The sequence below is a fragment of the Hyphomonas oceanitis genome (assembly GCF_036964545.1).
Lineage (GTDB): Bacteria > Pseudomonadota > Alphaproteobacteria > Caulobacterales > Hyphomonadaceae > Hyphomonas > Hyphomonas oceanitis.
The window spans coordinates 134196-155248 of sequence record NZ_JBALTL010000005.1 but is presented as its reverse complement, the minus strand read 5'-3'; the positions used below and the strand labels follow the sequence as shown (position 1 = coordinate 155248).

18 protein-coding genes are annotated in these 21053 nt (G+C 61.8%); 6 read left to right on the top strand and 12 right to left on the bottom strand.

The annotated features are described in order from the left end of the window. Positions 1-69 precede the first annotated feature (69 nt). Positions 70-738 (bottom strand): 50S ribosomal protein L25/general stress protein Ctc, encoded by a 669-nt coding sequence (locus tag V7651_RS14385; protein ID WP_035538719.1) that lies wholly within the window; start codon positions 736-738, stop codon positions 70-72. 404 nt (positions 739-1142) lie between these two features. Here V7651_RS14385 and acs point away from each other — a divergent pair, with 404 nt between their 5' ends. Beyond that, complete coding sequence (gene acs, locus V7651_RS14380) at positions 1143-3089, top strand: acetate--CoA ligase (protein ID WP_335613555.1); 1947 nt, start codon at positions 1143-1145, stop codon at positions 3087-3089. On the opposite strand, the gene V7651_RS14375 is transcribed toward acs, so the two are convergent. Next, positions 3090-4694, bottom strand: a complete 1605-nt coding sequence (locus V7651_RS14375) for a stimulus-sensing domain-containing protein (RefSeq protein WP_335591239.1) — start codon at positions 4692-4694, stop codon at positions 3090-3092. It lies immediately after the preceding gene. A 33-nt stretch (positions 4695-4727) separates the two neighbouring features. Continuing rightward, positions 4728-5192, bottom strand: coding sequence for a peptidylprolyl isomerase (locus V7651_RS14370; protein ID WP_335613554.1), 465 nt, complete (start codon positions 5190-5192; stop codon positions 4728-4730). Positions 5193-5303: 111 nt separating this feature from the next. Here V7651_RS14370 and V7651_RS14365 point away from each other — a divergent pair, with 111 nt between their 5' ends. Continuing rightward, positions 5304-5774 carry a DUF3995 domain-containing protein gene (locus tag V7651_RS14365; RefSeq protein ID WP_335613553.1) on the top strand — a complete coding sequence of 157 codons (471 nt, stop codon included), beginning with the start codon at positions 5304-5306 and terminating at the stop codon, positions 5772-5774. On the opposite strand, the gene V7651_RS14360 is transcribed toward V7651_RS14365, so the two are convergent. Together V7651_RS14360 and V7651_RS14355 are read right to left on the bottom strand one after the other, a co-directional pair. Next, the gene (locus V7651_RS14360; RefSeq protein WP_335613552.1) at positions 5758-6393 is read right to left on the bottom strand and encodes a hypothetical protein; all 636 of its coding nucleotides are present in this window, start codon (positions 6391-6393) and stop codon (positions 5758-5760) included. The two genes, V7651_RS14365 and V7651_RS14360, sit on opposite strands and share 17 nt — an antisense overlap. Next, positions 6365-7057, bottom strand: coding sequence for a response regulator transcription factor (locus V7651_RS14355; protein ID WP_034738323.1), 693 nt, complete (start codon positions 7055-7057; stop codon positions 6365-6367). Before V7651_RS14355 ends, V7651_RS14360 begins: the two co-directional genes overlap by 29 nt. A 244-nt stretch (positions 7058-7301) precedes the next feature. On the opposite strand from V7651_RS14355, the gene V7651_RS14350 reads away from it, so the two are divergent. Beyond that, the gene (locus V7651_RS14350) at positions 7302-7952 is read left to right on the top strand and encodes a hypothetical protein (protein WP_335613551.1); all 651 of its coding nucleotides are present in this window, start codon (positions 7302-7304) and stop codon (positions 7950-7952) included. Positions 7953-8044: 92 nt separating this feature from the next. On the opposite strand, the gene V7651_RS14345 is transcribed toward V7651_RS14350, so the two are convergent. Then, positions 8045-8674 (bottom strand): hypothetical protein, encoded by a 630-nt coding sequence (locus tag V7651_RS14345; protein WP_335613550.1) that lies wholly within the window; start codon positions 8672-8674, stop codon positions 8045-8047. Positions 8675-8922: 248 nt separating this feature from the next. Further along, positions 8923-10761, bottom strand: a complete 1839-nt coding sequence (ilvD, locus tag V7651_RS14340; protein ID WP_418887253.1) for a dihydroxy-acid dehydratase — start codon at positions 10759-10761, stop codon at positions 8923-8925. A 207-nt stretch (positions 10762-10968) separates the two neighbouring features. Here ilvD and V7651_RS14335 point away from each other — a divergent pair, with 207 nt between their 5' ends. Then, complete coding sequence (locus tag V7651_RS14335; protein ID WP_335613548.1) at positions 10969-11622, top strand: glutathione S-transferase family protein; 654 nt, start codon at positions 10969-10971, stop codon at positions 11620-11622. 9 nt (positions 11623-11631) lie between these two features. Here V7651_RS14335 and polA read toward each other — a convergent pair whose 3' ends face one another. Then, positions 11632-14421, bottom strand: coding sequence for a DNA polymerase I (gene polA / locus V7651_RS14330; protein ID WP_335613547.1), 2790 nt, complete (start codon positions 14419-14421; stop codon positions 11632-11634). 346 nt (positions 14422-14767) lie between these two features. Here polA and V7651_RS14325 point away from each other — a divergent pair, with 346 nt between their 5' ends. Together V7651_RS14325 and V7651_RS14320 are read left to right on the top strand one after the other, a co-directional pair. Continuing rightward, positions 14768-15208, top strand: a complete 441-nt coding sequence (locus V7651_RS14325) for a hypothetical protein (RefSeq protein WP_335613546.1) — start codon at positions 14768-14770, stop codon at positions 15206-15208. Between the two features lie 55 nt (positions 15209-15263). Beyond that, complete coding sequence (locus V7651_RS14320) at positions 15264-16283, top strand: NADP-dependent oxidoreductase (protein WP_418887252.1); 1020 nt, start codon at positions 15264-15266, stop codon at positions 16281-16283. A 264-nt stretch (positions 16284-16547) separates the two neighbouring features. On the opposite strand, the gene V7651_RS14315 is transcribed toward V7651_RS14320, so the two are convergent. The 4 genes from V7651_RS14315 to V7651_RS14300 are packed head-to-tail and all read right to left on the bottom strand — an operon-like array spanning position 16548 to position 20996. Next, positions 16548-17984, bottom strand: a complete 1437-nt coding sequence (locus V7651_RS14315; protein WP_035538736.1) for an SLC13 family permease — start codon at positions 17982-17984, stop codon at positions 16548-16550. Between the two features lie 7 nt (positions 17985-17991). After that, positions 17992-19188 carry a cystathionine beta-lyase gene (gene metC, locus V7651_RS14310; RefSeq protein ID WP_335613544.1) on the bottom strand — a complete coding sequence of 399 codons (1197 nt, stop codon included), beginning with the start codon at positions 19186-19188 and terminating at the stop codon, positions 17992-17994. Further along, positions 19146-19988: a sulfurtransferase gene (locus V7651_RS14305; protein ID WP_035538739.1), complete on the bottom strand. Its 843-nt coding sequence runs from the start codon at positions 19986-19988 to the stop codon at positions 19146-19148. The genes metC and V7651_RS14305 overlap by 43 nt, the downstream gene beginning before the upstream one ends. Then, positions 19989-20996 (bottom strand): cysteine synthase A, encoded by a 1008-nt coding sequence (locus V7651_RS14300; protein WP_335613543.1) that lies wholly within the window; start codon positions 20994-20996, stop codon positions 19989-19991. Positions 20997-21053: the final 57 nt, after the last annotated feature.

Sequence of the window (21053 nt, the reverse complement as noted above, 5' to 3'; positions counted from 1 at the left end):
CTGATCGTGCAGGGATCGGCTGCGTGCCCGGCCGTAAAAGGCCGAGCACGCTTTGCCAGATCGAACGGATCAGTCTTCGCTCGCTTCGCCGTCGGCGTCGTCGCCTTCAGCTTCTGCAGTCGTTTCGTCTTCGGCTTCTTCGCCCTCGGCATCGTCGGTTTCGACAACGGCAGCGCGGCCGGCAATCGTCGCGATCGTGAAGTCACGGTCGGTGATCGTTGGCTCGGCATCGGAAGGCAGCTTGATGTCGGAGATTTTCACATTGTCGCCGATTTCCAGTTTCGAGACGTCGGCCTCGATGGATTCTGGAATGTTGCCAGCTGGCACAAGCAGTTCGACCGTGTGGCGAACCACGTTGAGCGTACCGGCCTTCTTGAGGCCGGGGGACAATTCTTCACCAACGAAGTGCACAGGTACTTCAACCTTGATTTTCTGTTTCGCGGTGACGCGGAAAAGGTCGACGTGCATCGGGCGGTCAGTGATCGGGTGCATCTGGATCGCTTGCGGGATCACCATCTGCTTCTTGCCGTCATGGACCAGTGAAGCGGTCGAGGACAGGAAGTGGCCGGTTTCAATGGCTTTGAGCACTTCAGGAAGGCGCAGGCTGATCGCGACTGGATCTTCGCCGCCGCCGTACAGGACGCCTGGCACAAAGCCGTTATTGCGGGCTTCACGTGCGCCGCCGGTACCGATGCGCTCACGCAGCTCGATATTGAACGTAATCTGTTTCTTGGACATGTTTTTTCCTTTCGCCCTGAAATCCGCCGCCGGACACCCGGACGGTGATAGCCTGACACGCACGGCCTTGCGCCGCCGTTTCAAGAGCGGGCCTATAGGCGATCAACGGGTATCTGGCAAGCTGCCACGGCAGGCCATGTCGCCGATAAGGAGCAGCATGCGCTCACCGTAATGGAAACAGCGGATTGCGCTGCTGCCCCTTATAGTCAGCCGGAAACAGGCGCCAGGGCGGAAAGCCCCCTCGGGACCACCCTGATCCGCTGATCTGTCTCGTATTTGAGACATTTTCAGGCATCAGGCCCGCACCAGCCCTTTAATCGGTCCGGCAATTCTGTAGAAAACTTCTCAAGTTGCCGTCTTCCCTATAAGCAACACACAGAAACGCACCAAAGGAGAGGCCCGACATGAGCGACGCCAACAAGACATATCCCGTCCCGGCCGGTTTTGCGGCAAACGCAAACCTGACGCCAGAAAAGTACCGGGAGATGTACGCGGCTTCGATCGCCGATCCGGAAGCCTTCTGGGGCGAGCAGGGCAAGCGCCTCGACTGGATGACACCCTATACAACGGTGAAGGACGTCTCTTGGGAAACCGGCGACCTGCACGTCAAATGGTATTCCGACGGCGTGCTCAACGTCTCGGCCAATTGTATCGACCGTCACCTTGCCACGCGCGGCGACAAGGCCGCCTTCATCTGGGAAGGCGACGACCCGTCCGACAGCTACACGGTCACGTATAATCAGCTCCATGTCGCGGTCAGCAAGTTTGCCAACGTCCTGAAGGAACTCGGCGTCAAGAAAGGTGACCGCGTCACCATCTATATGCCGATGATCCTCGAAGCGACCTATGCCATGCTCGCCTGCGCGCGCATCGGGGCCGTCCACTCTGTCGTGTTCGGCGGCTTTTCGCCTGAAGCGCTGGCCGGGCGCATTGTCGACTGCAAATCTGAGGTCCTGATCACCGCCGACGAAGGTCTGCGCGGCGGTCGGAAGGTGCCACTGAAGGTGAACGCTGATGCCGCCGCCAAGATCGCCAATGGTATGGTCAAGAAGATGCTCGTCGTGCGCCGCACCGGCGCGGATGTGGCGATGGCCGAAGGCCGCGACCACTGGCTCCACGAGATCGGTGCCGACATTTCCGCCGATTGCCCGCCCGAGCCGATGAGCGCCGAAGACCCGCTCTTCATCCTCTACACGTCCGGCTCGACCGGCCAGCCCAAGGGTGTGCTGCATACGACTGGCGGCTATCTGGTCTGGGCCTCGATGACCCATGAATACGTCTTCGACCTGAAGGAAGACGATATCTTCTGGTGCTCGGCCGATGTCGGCTGGGTCACGGGCCACACCTATATCGTCTACGGCCCGCTCGCGAATGGCGCGACCAGCGTGCTCTTCGAAGGCGTGCCAACCTATCCGGACGCGAGCCGTTTCTGGCAAGCCTGCGACAAGCACCAGGTCACCATCTTCTATACCGCGCCTACCGCCATCCGCGCCCTGATGCGCGAAGGCGAAGTGCCCGTGCGGAAGACCTCCCGCAAATCGATACGCCTGCTCGGTACGGTCGGCGAGCCGATCAATCCGGAAGCCTGGGAATGGTATTTCCACGTCGTCGGCGAGGAACGCTGCCCGATCGTCGACACATGGTGGCAGACCGAAACCGGCGGCACGATGATTGTGCCGCTTCCCGGCGCGACCGACATGAAGCCTGGTGCCGGCAGCCACCCCTTCTTCGGCATCAAGCCGATCCTTGTTGATGCCGAAGGCAATACGCTTGAAGGCGCCGCTGATGGCAACCTGCTGATCACCGACAGCTGGCCCGGCCAGATGCGGACAGTCTATGGCGACCACCAGCGCTTCATCGACACATACTTCACCGCCTATCCCGGCACCTACTTCACCGGCGACGGATGCCGCCGCGACGAGGATGGGTTCTACTGGATTACCGGCCGCGTCGATGACGTGATCAACGTCTCCGGCCACCGCATGGGCACCGCCGAAGTCGAAAGCGCACTCGTCAGCCATGATGCCGTCGCCGAGGCAGCCGTCGTCGGCTATCCGCACGACATCAAGGGGCAGGGCATCTATGCCTATGTCACGCTCGTGGCAGGCTGCGAGGCCACAGACGACCTGCGCAAGAATCTTGTCCAGCACGTTCGCGCTGAAATTGGCCCGATCGCTTCGCCCGATCTCATCCAGTTCGCGCCGGGCCTGCCGAAGACGCGTTCGGGCAAGATCATGCGCCGCATCCTGCGCAAGATCGCCGAGAACGAGTTCTCCAATCTGGGTGACACGTCAACGCTGGCCGATCCTGAAGTCGTCACCGACCTGATCGAGCATCGCCAGAACCGCTAGTCAGATCGCGGGCAGGTCCACGATAAACCGGGCGCCGCCTTCTTCGCGGTTCTCGGCATATACTTCGCCGCGGTGCGTCGCGATGATCTGCTTGACGATGGAGAGGCCCAAGCCGGAATTGTTGCCAAAGGCCGTGCCCTTGGGCCGGTCGGTGTAGAAACGGTTGAAAATCTCTTCCAGCTTGTCGGGCGGTATGCCGGGGCCAGTATCTTCGACACGCACGCGGGCAACGGTCTGCGGACCGCTGTTCGTCTGCTCCAGCGTCACCTGCACGTTCGCTCCGGGCGGCGAGAAAGACTTGGCATTGTCGATCAGGTTGCGCAGCACCTGTCCCAGCGGGCCTTCGCGTGCGCGAACCAGAAGGCGCGCGCCCATCGTGGCATCCTCGAACGATACCGTGATATCTTCCGGCCCGTCGACCATGGCCTCATAAGTGCGCACCACATCGCGGGCAAAGCGCGCAATGTCGATCTGTTCAGTGGGTACACGCGTCATCTCGGCCTCGATGCGTGAGGCATTCGAAATATCCGTGATCAGCCGGTCGAGTCGCTTCACGTCAGACGCGATCACATTGCGTAAGCGCTGGCTGGCGACCGGATCTTCCGTCACACGCTCCGCCGTCTCGACGGCCGAGCGGATGGAAGTCAGCGGGTTCTTCAGCTCATGCGCCACGTCGGCAGCGAACTGCTCGTTTGCCTCGATCCGCTCCAGCAGCGCCTCGGTCATGCCCTGCATGGAGGAGGCAAGATTGCCGATCTCGTCCTTGCGTTTCGTCAGCGCCGGAATGTCGATCCGATCAGACGCACCTGAGCGGATACGATCGGCTGCAAGCGACAGGCGCCTCAAGGGCCGCGCAATACCCAGCGTCAGCAGGAAGGACGTAATGAACGCCACCAGCACGGCGACGCCAATGAACGGCACCAGCGCAGCGCGCTCCGCCCGGATGATCTCGTCAATATCGCTGGCTTCCAGCGTCAGCACGCCCACGACGGCCGACACGCGCTGGATGGGCATGGAGACGGAAATGATCCGCTGGCCACGATCCGAGAAGCGCTGGCTGGCGGCAACATCGCCCAGAACGGCGCTGTCGAATTCTTCCTCGAAACTCTGTGTTCTGATAGCTTCCGAACTGCGACGCGGCATGATCGGCCCGAACACGCGGCCTGCCCATTCCGACAGGGCCGCACCGATGCGGGCAATCCGGCTCGGCTCCTTGATCGGGGGGAGGGCATCAATATCGACGCGTTCAGAGAGATAGAAGCTGTCACCCACCAGCTCTTCGTCCGGCGTGTAGATGCGGGCGCGCACACGCTCGGGGAGGTTCAGGCGAACGATCGTCTGGCGGGCGGCATCCACGTCGAGGCTCGGCTCGGGCGTGGTGGCATCCTCGCCGAGCAGGCTGGTGAAAATCTGCGCCTGTGCGACGAGATCCTGCTTCTTCGAGACGACGAAACCCGCGCGCATCTCGTTCAGCACCATGGCGCCGATAATCAGGATGGCGAGACCGGCCAGGTTGGACGCAAAGATCAGCCGGGCAATGCGCGAACCCAGGAACATGGATCCGCGCCGTTTGCCCGGCAACCTGATGCGTCTCGACTCAGCCATCCCGTTCACCCTGTTACCGGGCTGCGGCTAAAATCAGGCGTCGGCCGCAACGCGCATTGTTACAATCTTGTCAGGATTACGCGGCGGCTCACCTTTCGCAAGCTGATCGATCACATCCATGCCTTCGGTGACCTTGCCCCAGACCGTGTATTGGCGGTTCAGGAAGCTCGCATCGTCGAAGCAGATGAAGAACTGGCTGTTGGCGGAGTTCGGCGCAGCGGTACGCGCCATCGAGCAGGTGCCGCGAACGTGAGGCTCTGCATTGAACTCGGCCTTGATGTCCGGCTTGCTGGATCCGCCCGTGCCATTGCCTTTGGGGCAGCCGACCTGCGCCATGAATCCCGCGATCACGCGGTGGAACACGATGCCGTCATAAAACCCCTCACGGGCGAGTTCCTTGATGCGTGCAACGTGTCCCGGCGCAAGATCAGGGCGCAGCTCGATTTTTACCGGGCCTTTCGAGGTTTCGAGAAGCAATGTGTTTTCAAGGTCTGTCATGGGAATATCCTGTTTTGAGGGGGCGATGATCACTGGCTATTGAATGAAGGCGATGGCGGCAAGCCCGCCGGGCATGTTAATGTAGGCCCGTAACAAGGTTCCCGCAGGCTCATGATCGCAGAAACACTCTCCCTGGTCCTTACCGTAGTGCTCGCCGTGATTGGCTTCGCGCACGTCGCATGGGCCTTTGGGGCGAGTTTTCCCTATGCAAACCGGCAGGCCCTTGCGCGCGCCGTCGTGGGCCGTCGCGGCATCACGCAAATGCCTTCCATGACGGCGTCGCTATTCGTGGCTGTTTGCATCCTGGGGGCGGCTGTGTGGGCCGCGCTCCTGGGCAGGTTGGTTATCCTGCCCGTCTCGCCATGGCTGCTGCTGGCCGGCGGTATGGTCCTGTCGGCAGTCTTCCTCTTTCGGGGCATCATTGGCGTCATGCCGGCCTTTGAGCGGGCCTTGCCGGAACAACCCTTCCTGACGCTCAACCGGCGCTTCTACTCGCCGCTATGCGTGCTGATCGGCCTCGGCTTTCTCGCGCTGACCGTGGCCCTGCCGAACTGGTCCTGGCGCTTCAGCCTGCTCGGTTAGAAACCGCGCGCCACCCGGCTTCATTGATCCGTGCCTGCAGGGAAACGCCATCGCTGCCCGGCGCGGCCATCATGTGCGCAAAGGCCCAGTGGTTGAGTTCAGTCGAGATCGTCACGTCCGCCTCGCGCCACGCCCGCGCCAGTCCGCCGCCGAGCACCACGCCCGTCGCCTTCACAATATCGGATCGGTCAAACGCGCGCGGCCGTGCATCCACATGCACCAGAACGCCAGCATTGTCCGGCCGCCGCGTCACATTGGAAAACATGCCGCCCGGCCGCATCACCGGGTCAACGCCCGCCAGCAGCGCCACATCCCCATGCAGCTTATGGCTCACCCGCAGGGCCGCATCGCTGCCCCAGCTATGGCCGACGAGCACCAGCTCATCGCCCTGCGACAGCGCCACGCGGCAATGCTCCAGCACCCCGTCCAGATCATAATGGGCAAACCATGTCGCAGACCTTCCAACGCCCGCACCGCCCTCAAGCAGCGCCCGCTGGCGGGCCTTCACATAGCTGACAACAAGCTGCGACTGTCCGTCCGCGGCGCCGCCGATATAGATCTCGGCAACGCCCCGTCCGCGCGCTTTGCGCCTATTCGGTATAGCGGTAACCGACGCCATAGAGCGTTTCGATCGCGTCGAACTCGTCGGTCACTTCGCGGAACTTCTTGCGCAGCCGCTTGATGTGGCTGTCGATGGTCCGGTCGTCGACATAGATCTGATCGTCATAGGCGGCGTCCATCAGCTGGTCGCGGCTCTTCACGTAACCGGGGCGCGAGGCGAGGGCCTGCAGGATCAGGAACTCGGTCACGGTCAGGCGCACAGGGTGGCCGTCCCAGGTACAGGCATGACGGTTCGGATCGAGTGTCAGCTTGCCGCGAACGATCGGCTTGTGGTCGCCCTCTTCAGGACCGGCCACGCCGCCGCGTGCACGCCGCAACACGGCTTTCACACGCTCGGCCAGCAGGCGATTGGAACAGGGCTTCCGCACGAAATCATCCGCGCCGATATTGAAGCCGATCACTTCGTCGATCTCTTCGTCCTTCGACGTCAGGAAGATCACCGGCAGCTCGCTGGTCTGGCGCAGGCGGCGCAGCAATTCCATGCCGTCCATCTTGGGCATCTTCACGTCGAGAATGGCAATGTCTGGCGGCGTCTCGGTGAGCGCGGGCAGGGCGGATTCGCCATCATGATAGGTGCGGACATTATAGCCCTCAGCCTCAAAGAACATTTTCAGCGACGCAACGATGTTCTCGTCGTCATCCACCAGTGCCAAAGTTGTCATCGCTCGATCCTTCTCAACCAGAGTGTACCCCGTAACGGGGTCTGGCCGTTTTGCATTATGGTGTTCAACCACGGTTCGCGACATGACAAAAGCCCTCCTTCGGTGCTGTCCCAATGAAAACAGCAGACTAGGGCAAGCAAACGCTCACATTACGGCGATTTAAGGAATCATTGGGGCGACTGTGGCGGCAAACAGGATGCAACCCTCTGCCAACTCATCGGTTCATTGCGCAACTAAGGAGACAATGATGACTTTTCGGCTCACCCTGACAGCCTCCGTATCCGCCCTTCTGCTCGCGGCCTGTTCGCCAGATGCAGGGCGAACGACTGAGCCCGCTGAACCAACACCGGCGCCAGTCGAAACGCCATCAGCAACCCCGACAGAGGCCGCGCCCGCTCAGGAAACGCCCGCCTCAGCCGAGCCTGTCCTGACGGCCAACGGCTACGGTCCGCTGACAATTGGCATGACACGCGAAGCCGTCGTTGAGGCCGTGGGCGGCCCGGCCAATGAGAATGCCGCCAGCGAGCCTTTCGCCTGTGAAATCTTCCACCCGTCCAATGCCCCGGAAGGCCTCTATGTCCTGCTCCAGGAAGACAAGCTTGCGAGCGTCTACCTCACCAAGGGCGCGACAATCGAAACGGCTGAAGGCCTGAAGGTCGGTGACACAGCTGAGGCGGTGATGACGGCCTATGGCGACAAGGTCGTGAAGTCGCCGTCCAAATACCTGGAAGCCCCGGCCGCTTACCTGACGGTCTGGCAGTCCGGCAACACAAGCGCCGACTGGGTCGACGATCAGGACGCGCGCGGCATCCGTTTCAGCACTGGCACGGACGAAACCATCGAACAGATCACAGGCGGTGGCCCGGCGATCCAGCTGGTTGAAGGCTGTAGCTGAGTTGGTTCAGTGCATTAAGGCCAAAGGCCGCGATGCGCCGCTCCAAGTCACCGATTGTGCATTGCGCTTCGCTTAATGCACCCTACGCTTTCTTAGTCGTGGACCAGTTGAATTTTGAATTCTCTCATACTCTGGACGTTCTGTTCCGTGAGATGCGGTCGACCATTGCGATGCCAAGTCCAAAGTTCTAGCGCTCCCAAAAAAAGCTGACGAGATCTGGCGTCGAGATGGCCATCTTGAGCCATGGCATCCAAGAGATCGCCTAATTCATTATTGCCGTATCGAGCGTATCTTGTTCGTGTTTTGCCATGAATTGATGGATCGTTGGCTCGACGCCACAGTTCGTTTCGAATTGCATACCAGTTTTCTTTGAGCTGCGTCCGCCGAATTGCATTGTCTTGCTCAGCTGGTTGAGCATTCTGTTCTTCCGCTACCTCTGCGTCGCTTTGAATATCAGACACTGCACCTCGGAGTTGGCCGAGCGCCGCCATTGTTGACGCCATCTGTTCGTTCATTTCGTTCAATTTATCTTTTGTCTCACGGGCGTGAATTTCAATAGCTTCTATCGAACTTTTAAGTGCGGTTTGTAGATCTCTCACTCGTCCCCCGAAGAGCAACGAACCCAACACCACACCTCCAGCCCCTCCTGCTATAATCATCGTAGTTGTGACGATAGCGGTCTGACTCTCGTTGAACTGCCCAATAAACTCCCACCACCCCAAGACGCTTCCTCCCGCTATCTTTGGTTGATGATGTTTGGCGGGCTATTGAGCAAAGTCAATCACTCGCGCACAAATTCATTCCATAACTATTTTTAGAGCACGAACTTGCATATTCTGACTGAGCCAGTCCGATAGGGCATCCAGTCTGTCATCTGATAGATTCATGCCATAAGCCAATGGGCCGAGATTCAGCGCTATTGATCGCCTAGGGTGCATTTCGCATTCGACTAATACGCTCTCTTGGTCGACTACGGATCCAGTCGCACAGCCCCTTGCGACGCATTCCCCACATGCGCAGCGTACACTTTCAGTGCACGGCTCACTTTGCGGGGGCGGTCCTTCACCGGTTTCCAGGCCTTGTCGCCGCGGGCGTCCATGTCGGCGCGGCGGCGCGCGATTTCGGCGTCGTCGATCTTCGCATGGATCGTGCGGTTCGGGATGTCGATCTCGATGATATCGCCTTCCTCCACGAGGCCGATCAGGCCGCCTTCGGCCGCTTCCGGGCTGACATGGCCGATGGAGAGGCCCGACGTACCGCCGGAGAAGCGACCGTCGGTGATCAGGGCGCAGGCTTTGCCCAGCTTCATCGATTTGAGGTAGGAGGTCGGGTAGAGCATTTCCTGCATGCCGGGCCCGCCGCGCGGGCCTTCATAGCGAATGATCACCACGTCGCCAGCAGCCACGCCCTTGTTCAGGATGCGGTCGCAGGCCTCTTCCTGGCTTTCGCACACAATGGCGGGGCCGGAGAATTTGAGGATCGAGTCGTCAACGCCGGCGGTCTTCACCACACAGCCCTGTTCCGCGATATTGCCGAAAAGCACGGCCAAGCCACCATCCTGCGAGAACGCGTGGGACGCTGCACGAATGACGCCCTTTTCGCGGTCTGTGTCGAGTTCCTTGTAGCGGCGCGACTGGCTGAACGCCTGCGTCGTGCGCACACCGCCCGGCGCGGCGAGGAACAGTTCCTGAACGTCCGGGTCATTGGTCAGTGCCACGTCCCACTTGGTGATTGCCTCGGCCATTGTGGCGGAGTGGATGGTGCGCACGCTCGTGTCGAGCTTCCCGGCGCGGTCAAGTTCGCCGAGGATGCCGAAAATGCCGCCCGCCCGGTGCACGTCTTCCATGTGCACGTTCGCGACGGCCGGGGCGACCTTGCAGAGGCAAGGCGTGTCGCGGCTCAGCCGGTCGATATCGGCCAGCGTGAAGTCCACCTCGCCCTCGCTGGCAATGGCCAGCAGGTGCAGGATCGTGTTGGTCGATCCGCCCATGGAAATGTCCAGCGTCATCGCATTCTCGAACGCCGCCTTGCTGGCAATGCCGCGCGCGGAGACGGACTTGTCGCCCTCCTCGTAATAGATCTTCGACAGCTCGACGATGCGGCGCCCGGCGCGGCGGAACAGCTGCTCGCGGTCAGAGTGCGTCGCCAGCGTCGAGCCATTGCCCGGCAGGGCAAGGCCGAGGGCCTCGGCAAGGCAGTTCATCGAGTTCGCCGTGAACATGCCGGAGCATGAGCCGCACGTCGGGCAGGCGGCCTCTTCATAGGCCAGCACTTCGGCATCGGTGCGCTCGGGGTTTGCCGCTTCGATCATCGCATCGATCAGGTCGACCGCTTTCAGCTCGCCGTCGATATTGACCTTGCCGGCCTCCATCGGCCCGCCGGATACGAACACGACCGGAATGTCGAGCCGCAGGGCGGCCATCATCATGCCGGGGGTGATCTTGTCGCAATTGGAGATGCAGACCATGGCATCGGCGCAATGCGCGTTGACCATGTATTCCACGCTGTCGGCGATCACTTCGCGGCTCGGCAGCGAATAGAGCATGCCGTCATGGCCCATCGCGATGCCGTCATCCACGGCAATCGTGTTGAATTCCTTGGCGACGCCGCCCGCAGCCTCGATCTCGCCTGCCACCAGCTGGCCAAGGTCCTTCAGGTGCACATGGCCCGGCACGAACTGGGTGAACGAGTTCACCACCGCAATGATCGGCTTGCCGAAATCGCCGTCCTTCATGCCGGTTGCGCGCCACAGGCCGCGTGCGCCGGCCATGTTGCGGCCATGGGTGGATGTGCGGGAACGATACAGGATTGCCACGATTTACCTCTCAAAGGTCATGTGCAGGGACAGACCCCGCCGCAATACAGCGCGCCCGGCCATTTATCAACAATAGGTGACGATGCGGGTCCATCGGGTCAACCGCCCGGCGGCAGCCCCGCCCGACCGGACGACCACTTTCTGCTTGCACTTTCAAGTTGGATCCAGATGGTTGCAAGTGGCAAGCAGATAGGATGTGCCATGTCTCTCACGCTCTACTCCCACCCATTCTCGTCCTACTGCCAGAAGGTTCTCATCGCGCTGTGGGAGAATGAGACGCCGTTCACCTATCGTCACCTCGAAGACCCCGGAGCGGGCGAGGAACGGGCCGCCTTGTGGCCTTTCGGTCGCTTTCCTGTCCTCAAGAACGGTCCGGGAATGGTCGCGGAATCCAGCATCATCATCGAGTATCTGGACATTCATCACCCCGGCCCGGCGCGCATGATCCCCGAGGATCGCACCGCTGCCCTCGAAGTCCGCTTCATGGACCGCTTCTTCGATAACTACGTCATGACCGAGATGCAGAAGCCCGTGTTCGAGGCCATCAATGGCGATCCAGCCTCCACGGCAGCAGCCCTGACGGCCGCCGCGACAGCGCTCGACACGGCCTATGCATGGCTCGAAGACCGGTTGTCAGGCCGCACATGGGCCGCAGGCGAGATGTTCAGCATGGCCGACTGCGCAGCCGCGCCATCGCTTTTCTACGCCGACTGGGTGCACGAGATCGCAGATCAGTTCCCCACAGTTCGCGCCTACCGCACGCGGCTCCTCGCACGCCCGTCCTTCGCGCGCGCTGTCGAGGAAGCACGGCCCTACCGCCACTACTTCCCGCTCGGCGCGCCCGACCGCGACTAAGCCGAGGCGCTAGTGCGCTTCAGCCCAGTTCTTCGCGGCACGGGCATCGACCACCAGCGGCACGGACAGGTTCAGGGCCGGCAGGGCCGCGCCCTGCATCGTGTCCTGCGCCACCTTGATGAGCGTCTCGGCCTCGTTTTCGGGGCATTCGAACACGAGTTCATCATGCACCTGCAGCAGCATGCGCGCCGTGAGGCCCGCTTTGGCCAGCGCGTCCGGCATGCGGATCATCGCGCGCTTGATCACGTCCGCCGCTGAGCCCTGGATCGGCGCGTTGATCGCCTGACGCTCGGCAAAGGCCTTGGCTGGCCCCTTGGACTTGATGGCTTCGAGATGGATCTTCCGCCCGAAAGCCGTCTTCACATAGCCGGTCCCTTTGGCAAAATCCTTGGTCTCGTCCATATAGGCGCGAATGCCGGGGAAGCGCTTGAAATAGGTCTTGATATACTCGGCCGCCTCGCCCTGCGGGATGCCCAGCTGGCGCGCGAGGCCGAAGCCCGAGATGCCGTAGATGATCCCGAAATTGATGGCCTTGGCCTGACGGCGCACCATCGGGTCCATTCCTTCAATCGGTACGCCGAACATCTCGCTGGCCGTCATGGCGTGAATGTCGAGGCCATTCAGGAAGGCCTCCTTCAGCGCCGGAATGTCGGCCATGTGCGCGAGGATGCGCAGCTCGATCTGGCTATAGTCGGCGCTCACCAGAACATTGCCTTCATCGGCAATGAAGGCCTGCCGGATCTTGCGGCCCTCTTCCGTCCGCACGGGGATGTTCTGCAGGTTAGGGTCGGAGGATGACAGCCGCCCCGTCTGCGCCACGGCCATGGCATAGCTCGTGTGTACGCGGCCCGTCTTCTTGTTGATCGCGGCCTGCAGCGCCTCGGTATAGGTCGAGCGCAGTTTCGACAGCGTGCGCCAGTCGACAATCGTGCGGGGCAGGGCATGGCCCTCCGCCGCGAGGCCTTCCAGCACGTCAGCATCGGTCACCCAGGCGCCGGTCTTGGTCTTCTTGCCGCCGGGCAGGCCCATCTCGTCGAACAGGATTTCGCCCAGCTGTTTCGGGCTGCCGATATTGAAGGCGCGGCCAGCCTGCTCCTCGGCTTCGGCTTCCAGTGCCGCCATGCGCTGAGAGAAGTCCGCCGAGAGGCGCGAGAGCTGGTCGCGGTCGACCTTGATGCCTTCACGCTCCATCTGCGCCAGCACAGGCACAAGGGGGCGCTCCAGAGTCTCGTAAACAGTGGTCACCTGCTCCGTGTGCAGCTTGGGCTTGAACGTCTGCCACAGGCGCAGGGTCACGTCGGCGTCCTCGGCGGCATATTCCGTCGCCTTGTCGAGGGCTACGCGGTCAAAGCTCACCTGCTGCTTGCCGGTTCCAGCGACTTCCTTGAAGGCAATCGGCACGTGGCCGAGATAGCGCTCTGACAGCGTGTCCATGCCATGGCTGTGCTTGCCGGCATTCAGCACATAGGACAGCAGCATCGTATCGTCGATCGGCGCGACGCGAATGCCCTGCGTGGCGAACACGCTGTCATCATACTTGATGTTCTGGCCAATCTTCAGGACAGACGGGTCCTCCAGCATCGGCTTCAGGGCCCGCATTGCGTCCTTCATGCGGATCTGCCGTGGCGGATCAGCGCCGAACATGTCGCCATCGCCAGCAGCGTTCGGGTCTACATGCGCGAGCGGAATGTAGCAGGCTTCGCCCGGCGCCAGCGCCAGCGACACCCCGACAAGGTTTGCCGCCACGGAATCGAGGCTGTCGGTCTCGGTGTCCACGGCGACATAGCCTTGCGCCATGGCGCGGGCGACCCATTCCTCCAGCCGCTCGAAGTCGCGCACGGTCTCGTATTGGGTCCGGTCAATCGGTTCCTCGGCCGGCGGGGCGGCCTCGATAGCGCCTTCCATTTCCATGGACTCGCGCACGCGCCGCGTGATGGTGCGGAACTCCATCTCTTCGAGGAAGGCGATCAGCACTTCAGGGTCCGGGTCTGCCACTGCCAGCTCTTCCAGCGGCAGCTCCACCGGCACATCATCCTTCAGCAGCACCAGCTGTTTCGACAGGCGCACCTGTTCGGCATTCTCGATCAGGCTCTCGCGGCGCTTCGGCTGTTTGATCTCACCCGCGCGTTCCAGCAGCGTTTCGACATCGCCATATTCATTGATCAGCTGGGCCGCCGTCTTGATGCCAATGCCCGGCGCGCCCGGCACATTGTCCACGCTGTCGCCGGCCAATGACTGCACGTCGACGACCCGTTCCGGGCCCACGCCGAACTTCTCGAACACTTCCGCGATGCCCAGTGTCTTGTTCTTCATCGTGTCGAGCATCACGACGCGCTCGGATACAAGCTGCATCAGGTCCTTGTCCGATGACACGATGGTGACGCGCGCGCCCTTGGCCTCGGCCTGGCGGGCATAGGTCGCGATCAGGTCGTCGGCCTCATAGCCTTCCAGTTCCAGCGCATGTGCCGCAAAGGCAATAGAGGCGCGCCGCACCAGCGGGAATTGCGGGCGCAACTCTTCCGGTGGTTCAGACCGGTTCGCCTTGTACTGGTCATACATGTCATTGCGGAAGGTGTGGGACGAGGCATCGAAGATGCACGCGAAGTGTGTCGGCCGGTCCGGGCCTTTCAACTCTTCCAGCAGCTTGAAAAGCATGTTGCAAAAGCCGGACACGGCGCCGATGGGCAGGCCGTCAGAGGCGCGTGTCAGCGGGGGCAGGGCATGGAAGGCGCGGAAAATATAGGCGCTCGCGTCCACGAGATAGAGGTGGCTATCCTTGGTAACGGGGGCAGTGGCCATGAGCAGGGAATCCTTTGCAGGCCGAAGGTTTAACGCCTTGAGGCGGGCCCGTCACCCGCTGCTTATCCTACACCGGCCCGGCGGGTGTATTATGTGCCCGTCGCCTGAATGGAGGCGAAGGGATGGAGCCAGCATGCGCGGCGCCATCTTTCGGGCAGGACGGGGAATCGCGACCCCACTTCCTGTCGCACCAGCCAAACGACGCGGTCTCCTTCCTGCCCGCCCGACATATAAAGGAAACCGGACGCGATCCCCCCCCGCGATCCGGTTTCCGGTGCTGGCGTTCCAGTTCAACCTAATTCGTGGTAATGTCCTCGCCTGAATTGCAAATCGGGAGGGACGCGCAATGTCGGAATACAAAGAACCTGCAAGCGTAAAAACGCCTTGGCATCTCTGGTTGGTCGGCGGGCTCAGCGTTTTTTGGAACGGCTTCGGCTGTGTGGACTATATCATGACGGCGACACGCAATGCGGCCTATCTGAAGCCTTATCCGCAGGAAATGCTCGACTATTGGCTCAATATGCCGACCTGGATGTGGGCAGCCTGGGCGGTGGGTGTCTTCGGCGGCCTCTTTGGCAGTCTCGCGCTGCTGGTGCGCCGCAAGGTGGCGTTTCCTTTCTTCGCCGCATCTTTCGTCACTTCGAGCATCAGCATGAGTTTCGGCTTTCTCGACAAGAATGCCCCGCGCATGGAAGGGGCCAACATCATGAGCGGCATCATCCTCCTTATCGCGTTCCTGCTCGCCCTTTACGCATGGTGGATGTCCCGGCGGGATGTCTTGCGCTGAGGCGGTTTCGGTCTAGCCTCCCGGTCCAGAAACGGGAGGAATAATAATGACCGAGATGAACAAGACCTGGATACTGCGCGCGCGGCCTGTCGGCGAAGTGAAAGAGAGCGATCTCGAACTGGTCGAGGCGCCGCTTGCGCCCCTGAATGAGGGCGAAGTTCGCGCCCGCACGATCTATCTGTCGCTCGACCCCACGAACCGCATCTGGATGAGCGACATGGATGCCTACCTGCCGCCGGTTGGCCTTGGCGACCCGATGCGCGGCGGCGGTCTCGGCCTCGTCACGGAGAGCCGTTTCGACGGGCTGGAGCCGGGCGATATCGTCAATACCGGCCTCGCCCACTGGTCGCTCTATAACACGCTGCCCGGCGCGGGCCTTGCCAAGATGCCCCAGCTGCCCGGCGTGCCGCTCACGGCTTACATGGGCCCCATCGGCGCAACCGGCATGACGGCCTATTTCGGCTTGATGGATATCGGCAAGCCGAAGGAAGGCGAAACGGTTGTCGTCTCTGCCGCTGCAGGCGCTGTCGGCTCCATGGTCGGCCAGATCGCCAAAATTCAAGGCTGCCGCGTCGTCGGCATCGCTGGTTCTGACGACAAGTGCAAATGGCTGGTCGAAACCGCCGGCTTTGATGCGGCGATCAATTACAAGAAGGAAGACGTCGGCGCGATGCTGGACAAGCATTGCCCCGATGGTATCGACATCAACTTCGAGAATGTCGGCGGCGAAATCATGGACGCGGTCATCGCCCGCCTCAACGACTTCTCCCGTATGCCGCTGTGCGGCCTGATCTCCACGTATAACGCCACGGACCCGGTGCCCGGCCCCTATAATTTCGCCAACCTGCTGATGCGCCGCACGCTGGTGAAGGGTTTCATCGTGATCGACTATTACCCGCGCTTTGCCGAGGGCATCCAGCAGATGGCCCAGTGGCTGATGGAGGGGAAGCTCAAGTTCGAGACGGATGTTGTCCGCGGTCTCGAGAACGCGCCTTCCAGCCTGTCACGCCTGTTCGAGGGCAAGAACCTCGGCAAGCTCGTTGTTCAGGTCAGCGACGAGCCGAACAAGTCATGAGGTGATGTGTCCTGTAGTGGAAGCTGCAGGACATGACATCTTTTTAATGACAAAAAAGTTACAGTAAATGCGTCTCGTACAGCGACGGGTAATCCCCATCTGACCGTTCTAGTCATGTGATGCCGACCGGATCCTACCCCGGAAGGTGTCACATTCTTTCGTGTTCCCGCTGCTGGTACCTCCAAACCTCACCCCTGGCCTGCAGCGGAGTCCCCCCACGTCCCTCACCCTTGCAAGTGGGGGGGCTGCACGCGAAGCCCGGCCTTAAAGCACCAATGGCGCGATGAAATAGCCGATCAGGGTGATGATCAGGATTCCCATCAGGTTCACACGCAATCCGCGCTTCACCATGTCCTGGATCTGTATCTGCCCCGTTGAGTAGACGATGGCGTTCGGCGCTGTCGCGACCGGTAGCATGAACGCACAGGAAGCGGCCACGGCGGCCGGACCCAGCAGGCTGGCAGGCGCCATGCCCACGGCGACCGCGAGTGCCCCGAGAATGGGCGCCAGTGTCGTCATCGTCGCGACATTGCTGGTCAGCTCGGTCAGGAACAGGACCAACGCCACGACAACAGCGATGAACAGGATCGGCGGGAAGGATTCCATGATGGACAGCTGGTTCCCCAGCCATTCCGACAGGCCCGTGCGCGAGATCGCGTTGCCCAGCGCGATGCCGCCACCGAACAGAACCAGCACGCCCCAAGGCAGGCGTTCGGCTTCTTCCCAGTTCAGCAACATCCGCTTCTCGCCGCCACCAGCGGGCACGAGGAACATGATCACGGCGCCGGCCATGGCGATCATCATGTCCACTTCAGCGCCGCCAAAGGCAGCCAGTGTGCCCCAGCCCATCGCATCCAGCAGGTCGACAAGCCAGAGCCGCGACACCCAGAGCAGCGCGACAAAACCGAATACAATCGCGGCCCGCGTTTCCGGCTGCGTCATCCGCCCGAGCCCGCGTATATCCTTGCGCACGCGGTCGCGCACATCCTCTCCGCCTTCGAACCGGGGCAGGGACCGGGTGAGGATCCACCACGCTGCGGGCACCATCAGGGCCGCCGCCGGTACACCAAAGGCCATCCATTGCGGGAAGCCGATATTGCCGCCCATCTCTGCCTGCAACCAGTTGATCGCGATCAGGTTTGTCGGCGTCCCGATAGGCGTCGCCACGCCGCCAATGGAGGCCGCATAGCAAATACCCAGCAACAGGGCTGTGGCGAACCGCCCGCTCTTGTCGCCGAGCGTCTGAGCCGCCGAGAGCGCAATTGGCATCATCATCAGGGTCGTCGCAGAGTTCGATATCCACATCGACAGCAGCGCCGTTGCCAGCATGAACCCGAAGATCAGCGCCTTGGGCGCCGCCCCGACCTGCGAGATAACGTTCAGCGCGATACGCTTGTGCAGGTCCCAGCGCTCGATGCCCATGGCAATGATGAACCCGCCCAGCAGAAGCAGGACGATGTAGCTCGCATAGTCCGCGCCCACCTGTCTCGGTGTGCCCGCGCCAATCAGCGGCAGGATAACGAGCGGCAGCAGCGATGTGGCTGGAATCGGGATGGCCTCGGTCGCCCACCATGTCGCCATCAACACCATCAGCGCGCCCGTATACCAGGCGGCTGTCGTCAGGCCGTCAGGCGGACCGAATAGAAGCATGATCCCGGCCAATACTGGTCCGAGGATCAGTCCGATTTTTTGTGCCCCCATAGTGCGTTCAGCTCCCCGTCATGGCCTTAAGGCCCGCTGTAAGGTCCGCAACGAGATCGTCAACGGCCTCCAGTCCAATATGAATGCGCAGCAATGGGCCGGATCGGGTCTCGGTCCAGCTCCCCTGCATGCGTGTCAGCTGGTGGTCGCACGGAATGATCAGGCTCTCAAAGCCTCCCCATGAGAATCCCATGGAAAACAGGTGCATTGCCTCAAAAAAGCGTTCGAGACCGCCTTCAGGCACCGGATTGAGGACGATTCCGAACAATCCGTTGGATCCGCTGAAGTCGCGCTGCCAGATTGCGTGGTCCGGATGCGACGGCAAAGCCGGGTTCAGCACCTCGGCGACTTCGGGGCGCGATTCGAGCCATTCGGATATGGCGAGCCCGGCCGCTTCGTGCGCTTTCAGGCGGGTCTTCAGGGTACGCAGGCCCCGCACGCACAGATAGGCGTCGTCCGGCGCGAGGCTGATGCCCCAGTCTTCGGCGAGGGCTTCGAGCCGTCCGGCCATGGCATTATCGCGGGTCATGACCGCGCCGCCAAAGGCATCGGAATGGCCCGCCGGGTATTTCGTGAGGGCCTGTGCCGAGAGGTCCACGCCCAGCGCCAGCGGCTGGTGATGCAGGCCGGCGCCCCATGTATTGTCCATGATCGTGCGAATGCCGCGTGCCTTCGCCACTTCAACAATGGCTGGCGTGTCGCTGACTTCGAAGGTCAGCGAGCCCGGCGATTCGAGGAAAATCGCTTTCGTGTTTTCCTGGATCAAGTCGGCAATCCCGGCGCCGATGCGTGGATCATAACGGTCTGTCTTGACGCCCATGGCGGGCAGGCGGCGTTCGCAGAAGCGGGCCGTAGGGCCATAGGAAGAGTCCGGGAAGAGCAGATGGTCCCCGGCGCGCACACAGCTTGCGATCGCCAGCGTGCACGCCTGCAGGCCGTTGGCCGCGAGGCGCGTATAGGTCGCGCCTTCCAGCTCGCACATGGCCGCTTCCAGCTCGCGGTGCACCGTCAGGCCCATGCGGCCATAGGTGGGCTTCGGGCCGTAGAGCGCGTCTTCCGTATCGAACAGCACCGTCGAGGCGCGCTCCACGGGAGGGTTTACCGTGACACGCCCCAGCCGGTCGCGCCGCGTGTGGATCAGTCGCGTTTCGAGATGCTTCATCAGGCTTCGGTCGCAATCGGGCGGGACGGGTCGGAGGCCCATTCGGTCCACGATCCGTCATACACAGCGACATCCCAGTTGCCGAGGCGAGCCAGGGCCAGCGCCGTGACGGCGGCGGTAACGCCCGAACCGCACGTTGTGACGGTCGGTGCCATCGGGTCCTTAAACAGGCCTGCCAGCTGCTTGGCTGATTTCATGTGGCCGTCTTCGGTGATCAGGGCGCTGCCAGGCAGGTTCATGCTGCCGGGTATATGACCCGATTTCAGCCCTTCGCGGGGCTCCGGCACGCGGCCGAAAAACCGCCCGTCCGGCCGTGAGTCGATGATTGCCAGACGCGCCGAGCCAACGGCCTTTTCGAGGCCTGCGGCATCCATCACGAGATCGCTGCGAACGCGCGGCGTGAAATGGCGTTCGCTGACCATGGGTGGCATGTCTTCCAGCTCTCCGCCGGCTTCCACCCATGCGGCCAGCCCGCCATCCAGCACATGGACATCGGTATGGCCCATCACGCGCAGCATCCACCAGACACGCGCTGAGGCGAAGAACCGGTTCTGGTCGTAGACGACGATGCGGTTACCATCGCCGACGCCCAGCTTACGGATGCGCGAAGAGAACTTCACGGCATCGGGCAGCATGTGCGGATAGGGCGACGTGTCATCGGCAACATGGTCGATATCGAAAAAGGTGGCGCCCGGAATATGGCCGCGCGCCCAAACTTGTCGTCCCGTCTCGGGCGGATTGGTGAAGTCGGCAAAATAGGTCGCATCGAGCACACGCACATCCGGTGCATCAAAGTTTTCAAGCAGCCATTCGGCGCTGACGAGGGGATCGCCTGACTCCATCTATTTCGTCTCCATCCACGGTGGCACCGGCAGGTCCTTCGACCGAAGGAATTCCGGATTATAAAGTTTCGATTGATACCTGTTGCCATAGTCGCACAGCATCGTCACGACCGTATGACCCGGTCCCAGGTCGCGCGCCATTTTTACGGCGCCTGCCACATTGATACCCGCTGAGCCGCCGAGGCAAAGCCCCTCTGTCTGCACGAGGTCGAAAAGTATGTGGAGCGCTTCGGCGTCGCTGCACCGATAGGCGCGGTCGACCTCAATGCCTTCGAGATTGGCCGTGATGCGCCCCTGGCCGATGCCTTCCGTGATCGAGGTGCCTTCGGACTTCAACTCGCCATTGGTGAAGTATTCGTACATCGCTGCGCCGCCCGGATCGGCAAGGCCGATCTGCACCGACTTGCGCTTCTCCTTCAGCGCCAGCGAGACACCGCCCAGCGTGCCACCGGAACCGACGGCGCAGATGAAGGCGTCGAGCTTGCCGTCGGTCTGCTTCCAGATCTCCTGACCTGTCGTGTCGTAATGCGCCTTGCGGTTCGACACATTGTCGAACTGGTTGGCCCAGATGGCGCCGTTTGGCTCCGACTTGGCGAGGTCTTCGGCGAGGCGGCCGGAAAACTTGATGTAATTGTTCGGATTGGCATAGGGCACGGCGTCCACTTCAATCAGCTCGGCGCCGAGCAGGCGAATGGCGTCCTTCTTCTCCTGGCTCTGGGTGCGGGGCATGACGATCACGACGCGGTAGCCAAGCGCCGCGCCGACCAGCGCCAGCCCGATGCCCGTATTGCCAGCTGTGCCTTCGACAATCGTGCCGCCGGGCTTCAGCTGGCCGGCCGCTTCAGCGTCGCGGACAATGCCCAGCGCGGGTCGATCCTTGACCGACTGGCCGGGGTTGAGAAACTCGCACTTTCCAAGGATTTCACACCCGGTTTCATCTGAAACCTTGTTTAGGCGCAGCAGCGGCGTATTTCCGATCAGGTCAATGACTGAGCGATGTGTGGTCATGCGGGAAGGTCCGGTTGGTTTGAGGTGGCGGTGCCCGATCAAGCTAGGGTGCGGCGG

Excerpts from the sequence above, each read along its gene's own strand:
- V7651_RS14325 (WP_335613546.1), top strand. The coding sequence starts at position 14,768 with ATGTCGGAATACAAAGAACCTGCAAGCGTAAAAACGCCTTGGCATCTC.
- acs (WP_335613555.1), top strand. The coding sequence starts at position 1,143 with ATGAGCGACGCCAACAAGACATATCCCGTCCCGGCCGGTTTTGCGGCA.
- polA (WP_335613547.1), bottom strand. The coding sequence starts at position 14,421 with ATGGCCACTGCCCCCGTTACCAAGGATAGCCACCTCTATCTCGTGGAC.
- V7651_RS14335 (WP_335613548.1), top strand. The coding sequence starts at position 10,969 with ATGTCTCTCACGCTCTACTCCCACCCATTCTCGTCCTACTGCCAGAAG.
- V7651_RS14360 (WP_335613552.1), bottom strand. The coding sequence starts at position 6,393 with ATGGCGTCGGTTACCGCTATACCGAATAGGCGCAAAGCGCGCGGACGG.
- V7651_RS14355 (WP_034738323.1), bottom strand. The coding sequence starts at position 7,057 with ATGACAACTTTGGCACTGGTGGATGACGACGAGAACATCGTTGCGTCG.
- V7651_RS14350 (WP_335613551.1), top strand. The coding sequence starts at position 7,302 with ATGATGACTTTTCGGCTCACCCTGACAGCCTCCGTATCCGCCCTTCTG.
- V7651_RS14385 (WP_035538719.1), bottom strand. The coding sequence starts at position 738 with ATGTCCAAGAAACAGATTACGTTCAATATCGAGCTGCGTGAGCGCATC.
- V7651_RS14320 (WP_418887252.1), top strand. The coding sequence starts at position 15,264 with ATGAACAAGACCTGGATACTGCGCGCGCGGCCTGTCGGCGAAGTGAAA.
- metC (WP_335613544.1), bottom strand. The coding sequence starts at position 19,188 with ATGGGCCTCCGACCCGTCCCGCCCGATTGCGACCGAAGCCTGATGAAG.
- V7651_RS14375 (WP_335591239.1), bottom strand. The coding sequence starts at position 4,694 with ATGGCTGAGTCGAGACGCATCAGGTTGCCGGGCAAACGGCGCGGATCC.
- V7651_RS14365 (WP_335613553.1), top strand. The coding sequence starts at position 5,304 with ATGATCGCAGAAACACTCTCCCTGGTCCTTACCGTAGTGCTCGCCGTG.
- V7651_RS14305 (WP_035538739.1), bottom strand. The coding sequence starts at position 19,988 with ATGGAGTCAGGCGATCCCCTCGTCAGCGCCGAATGGCTGCTTGAAAAC.
- V7651_RS14370 (WP_335613554.1), bottom strand. The coding sequence starts at position 5,192 with ATGACAGACCTTGAAAACACATTGCTTCTCGAAACCTCGAAAGGCCCG.
- V7651_RS14315 (WP_035538736.1), bottom strand. The coding sequence starts at position 17,984 with ATGGGGGCACAAAAAATCGGACTGATCCTCGGACCAGTATTGGCCGGG.
- V7651_RS14300 (WP_335613543.1), bottom strand. The coding sequence starts at position 20,996 with ATGACCACACATCGCTCAGTCATTGACCTGATCGGAAATACGCCGCTG.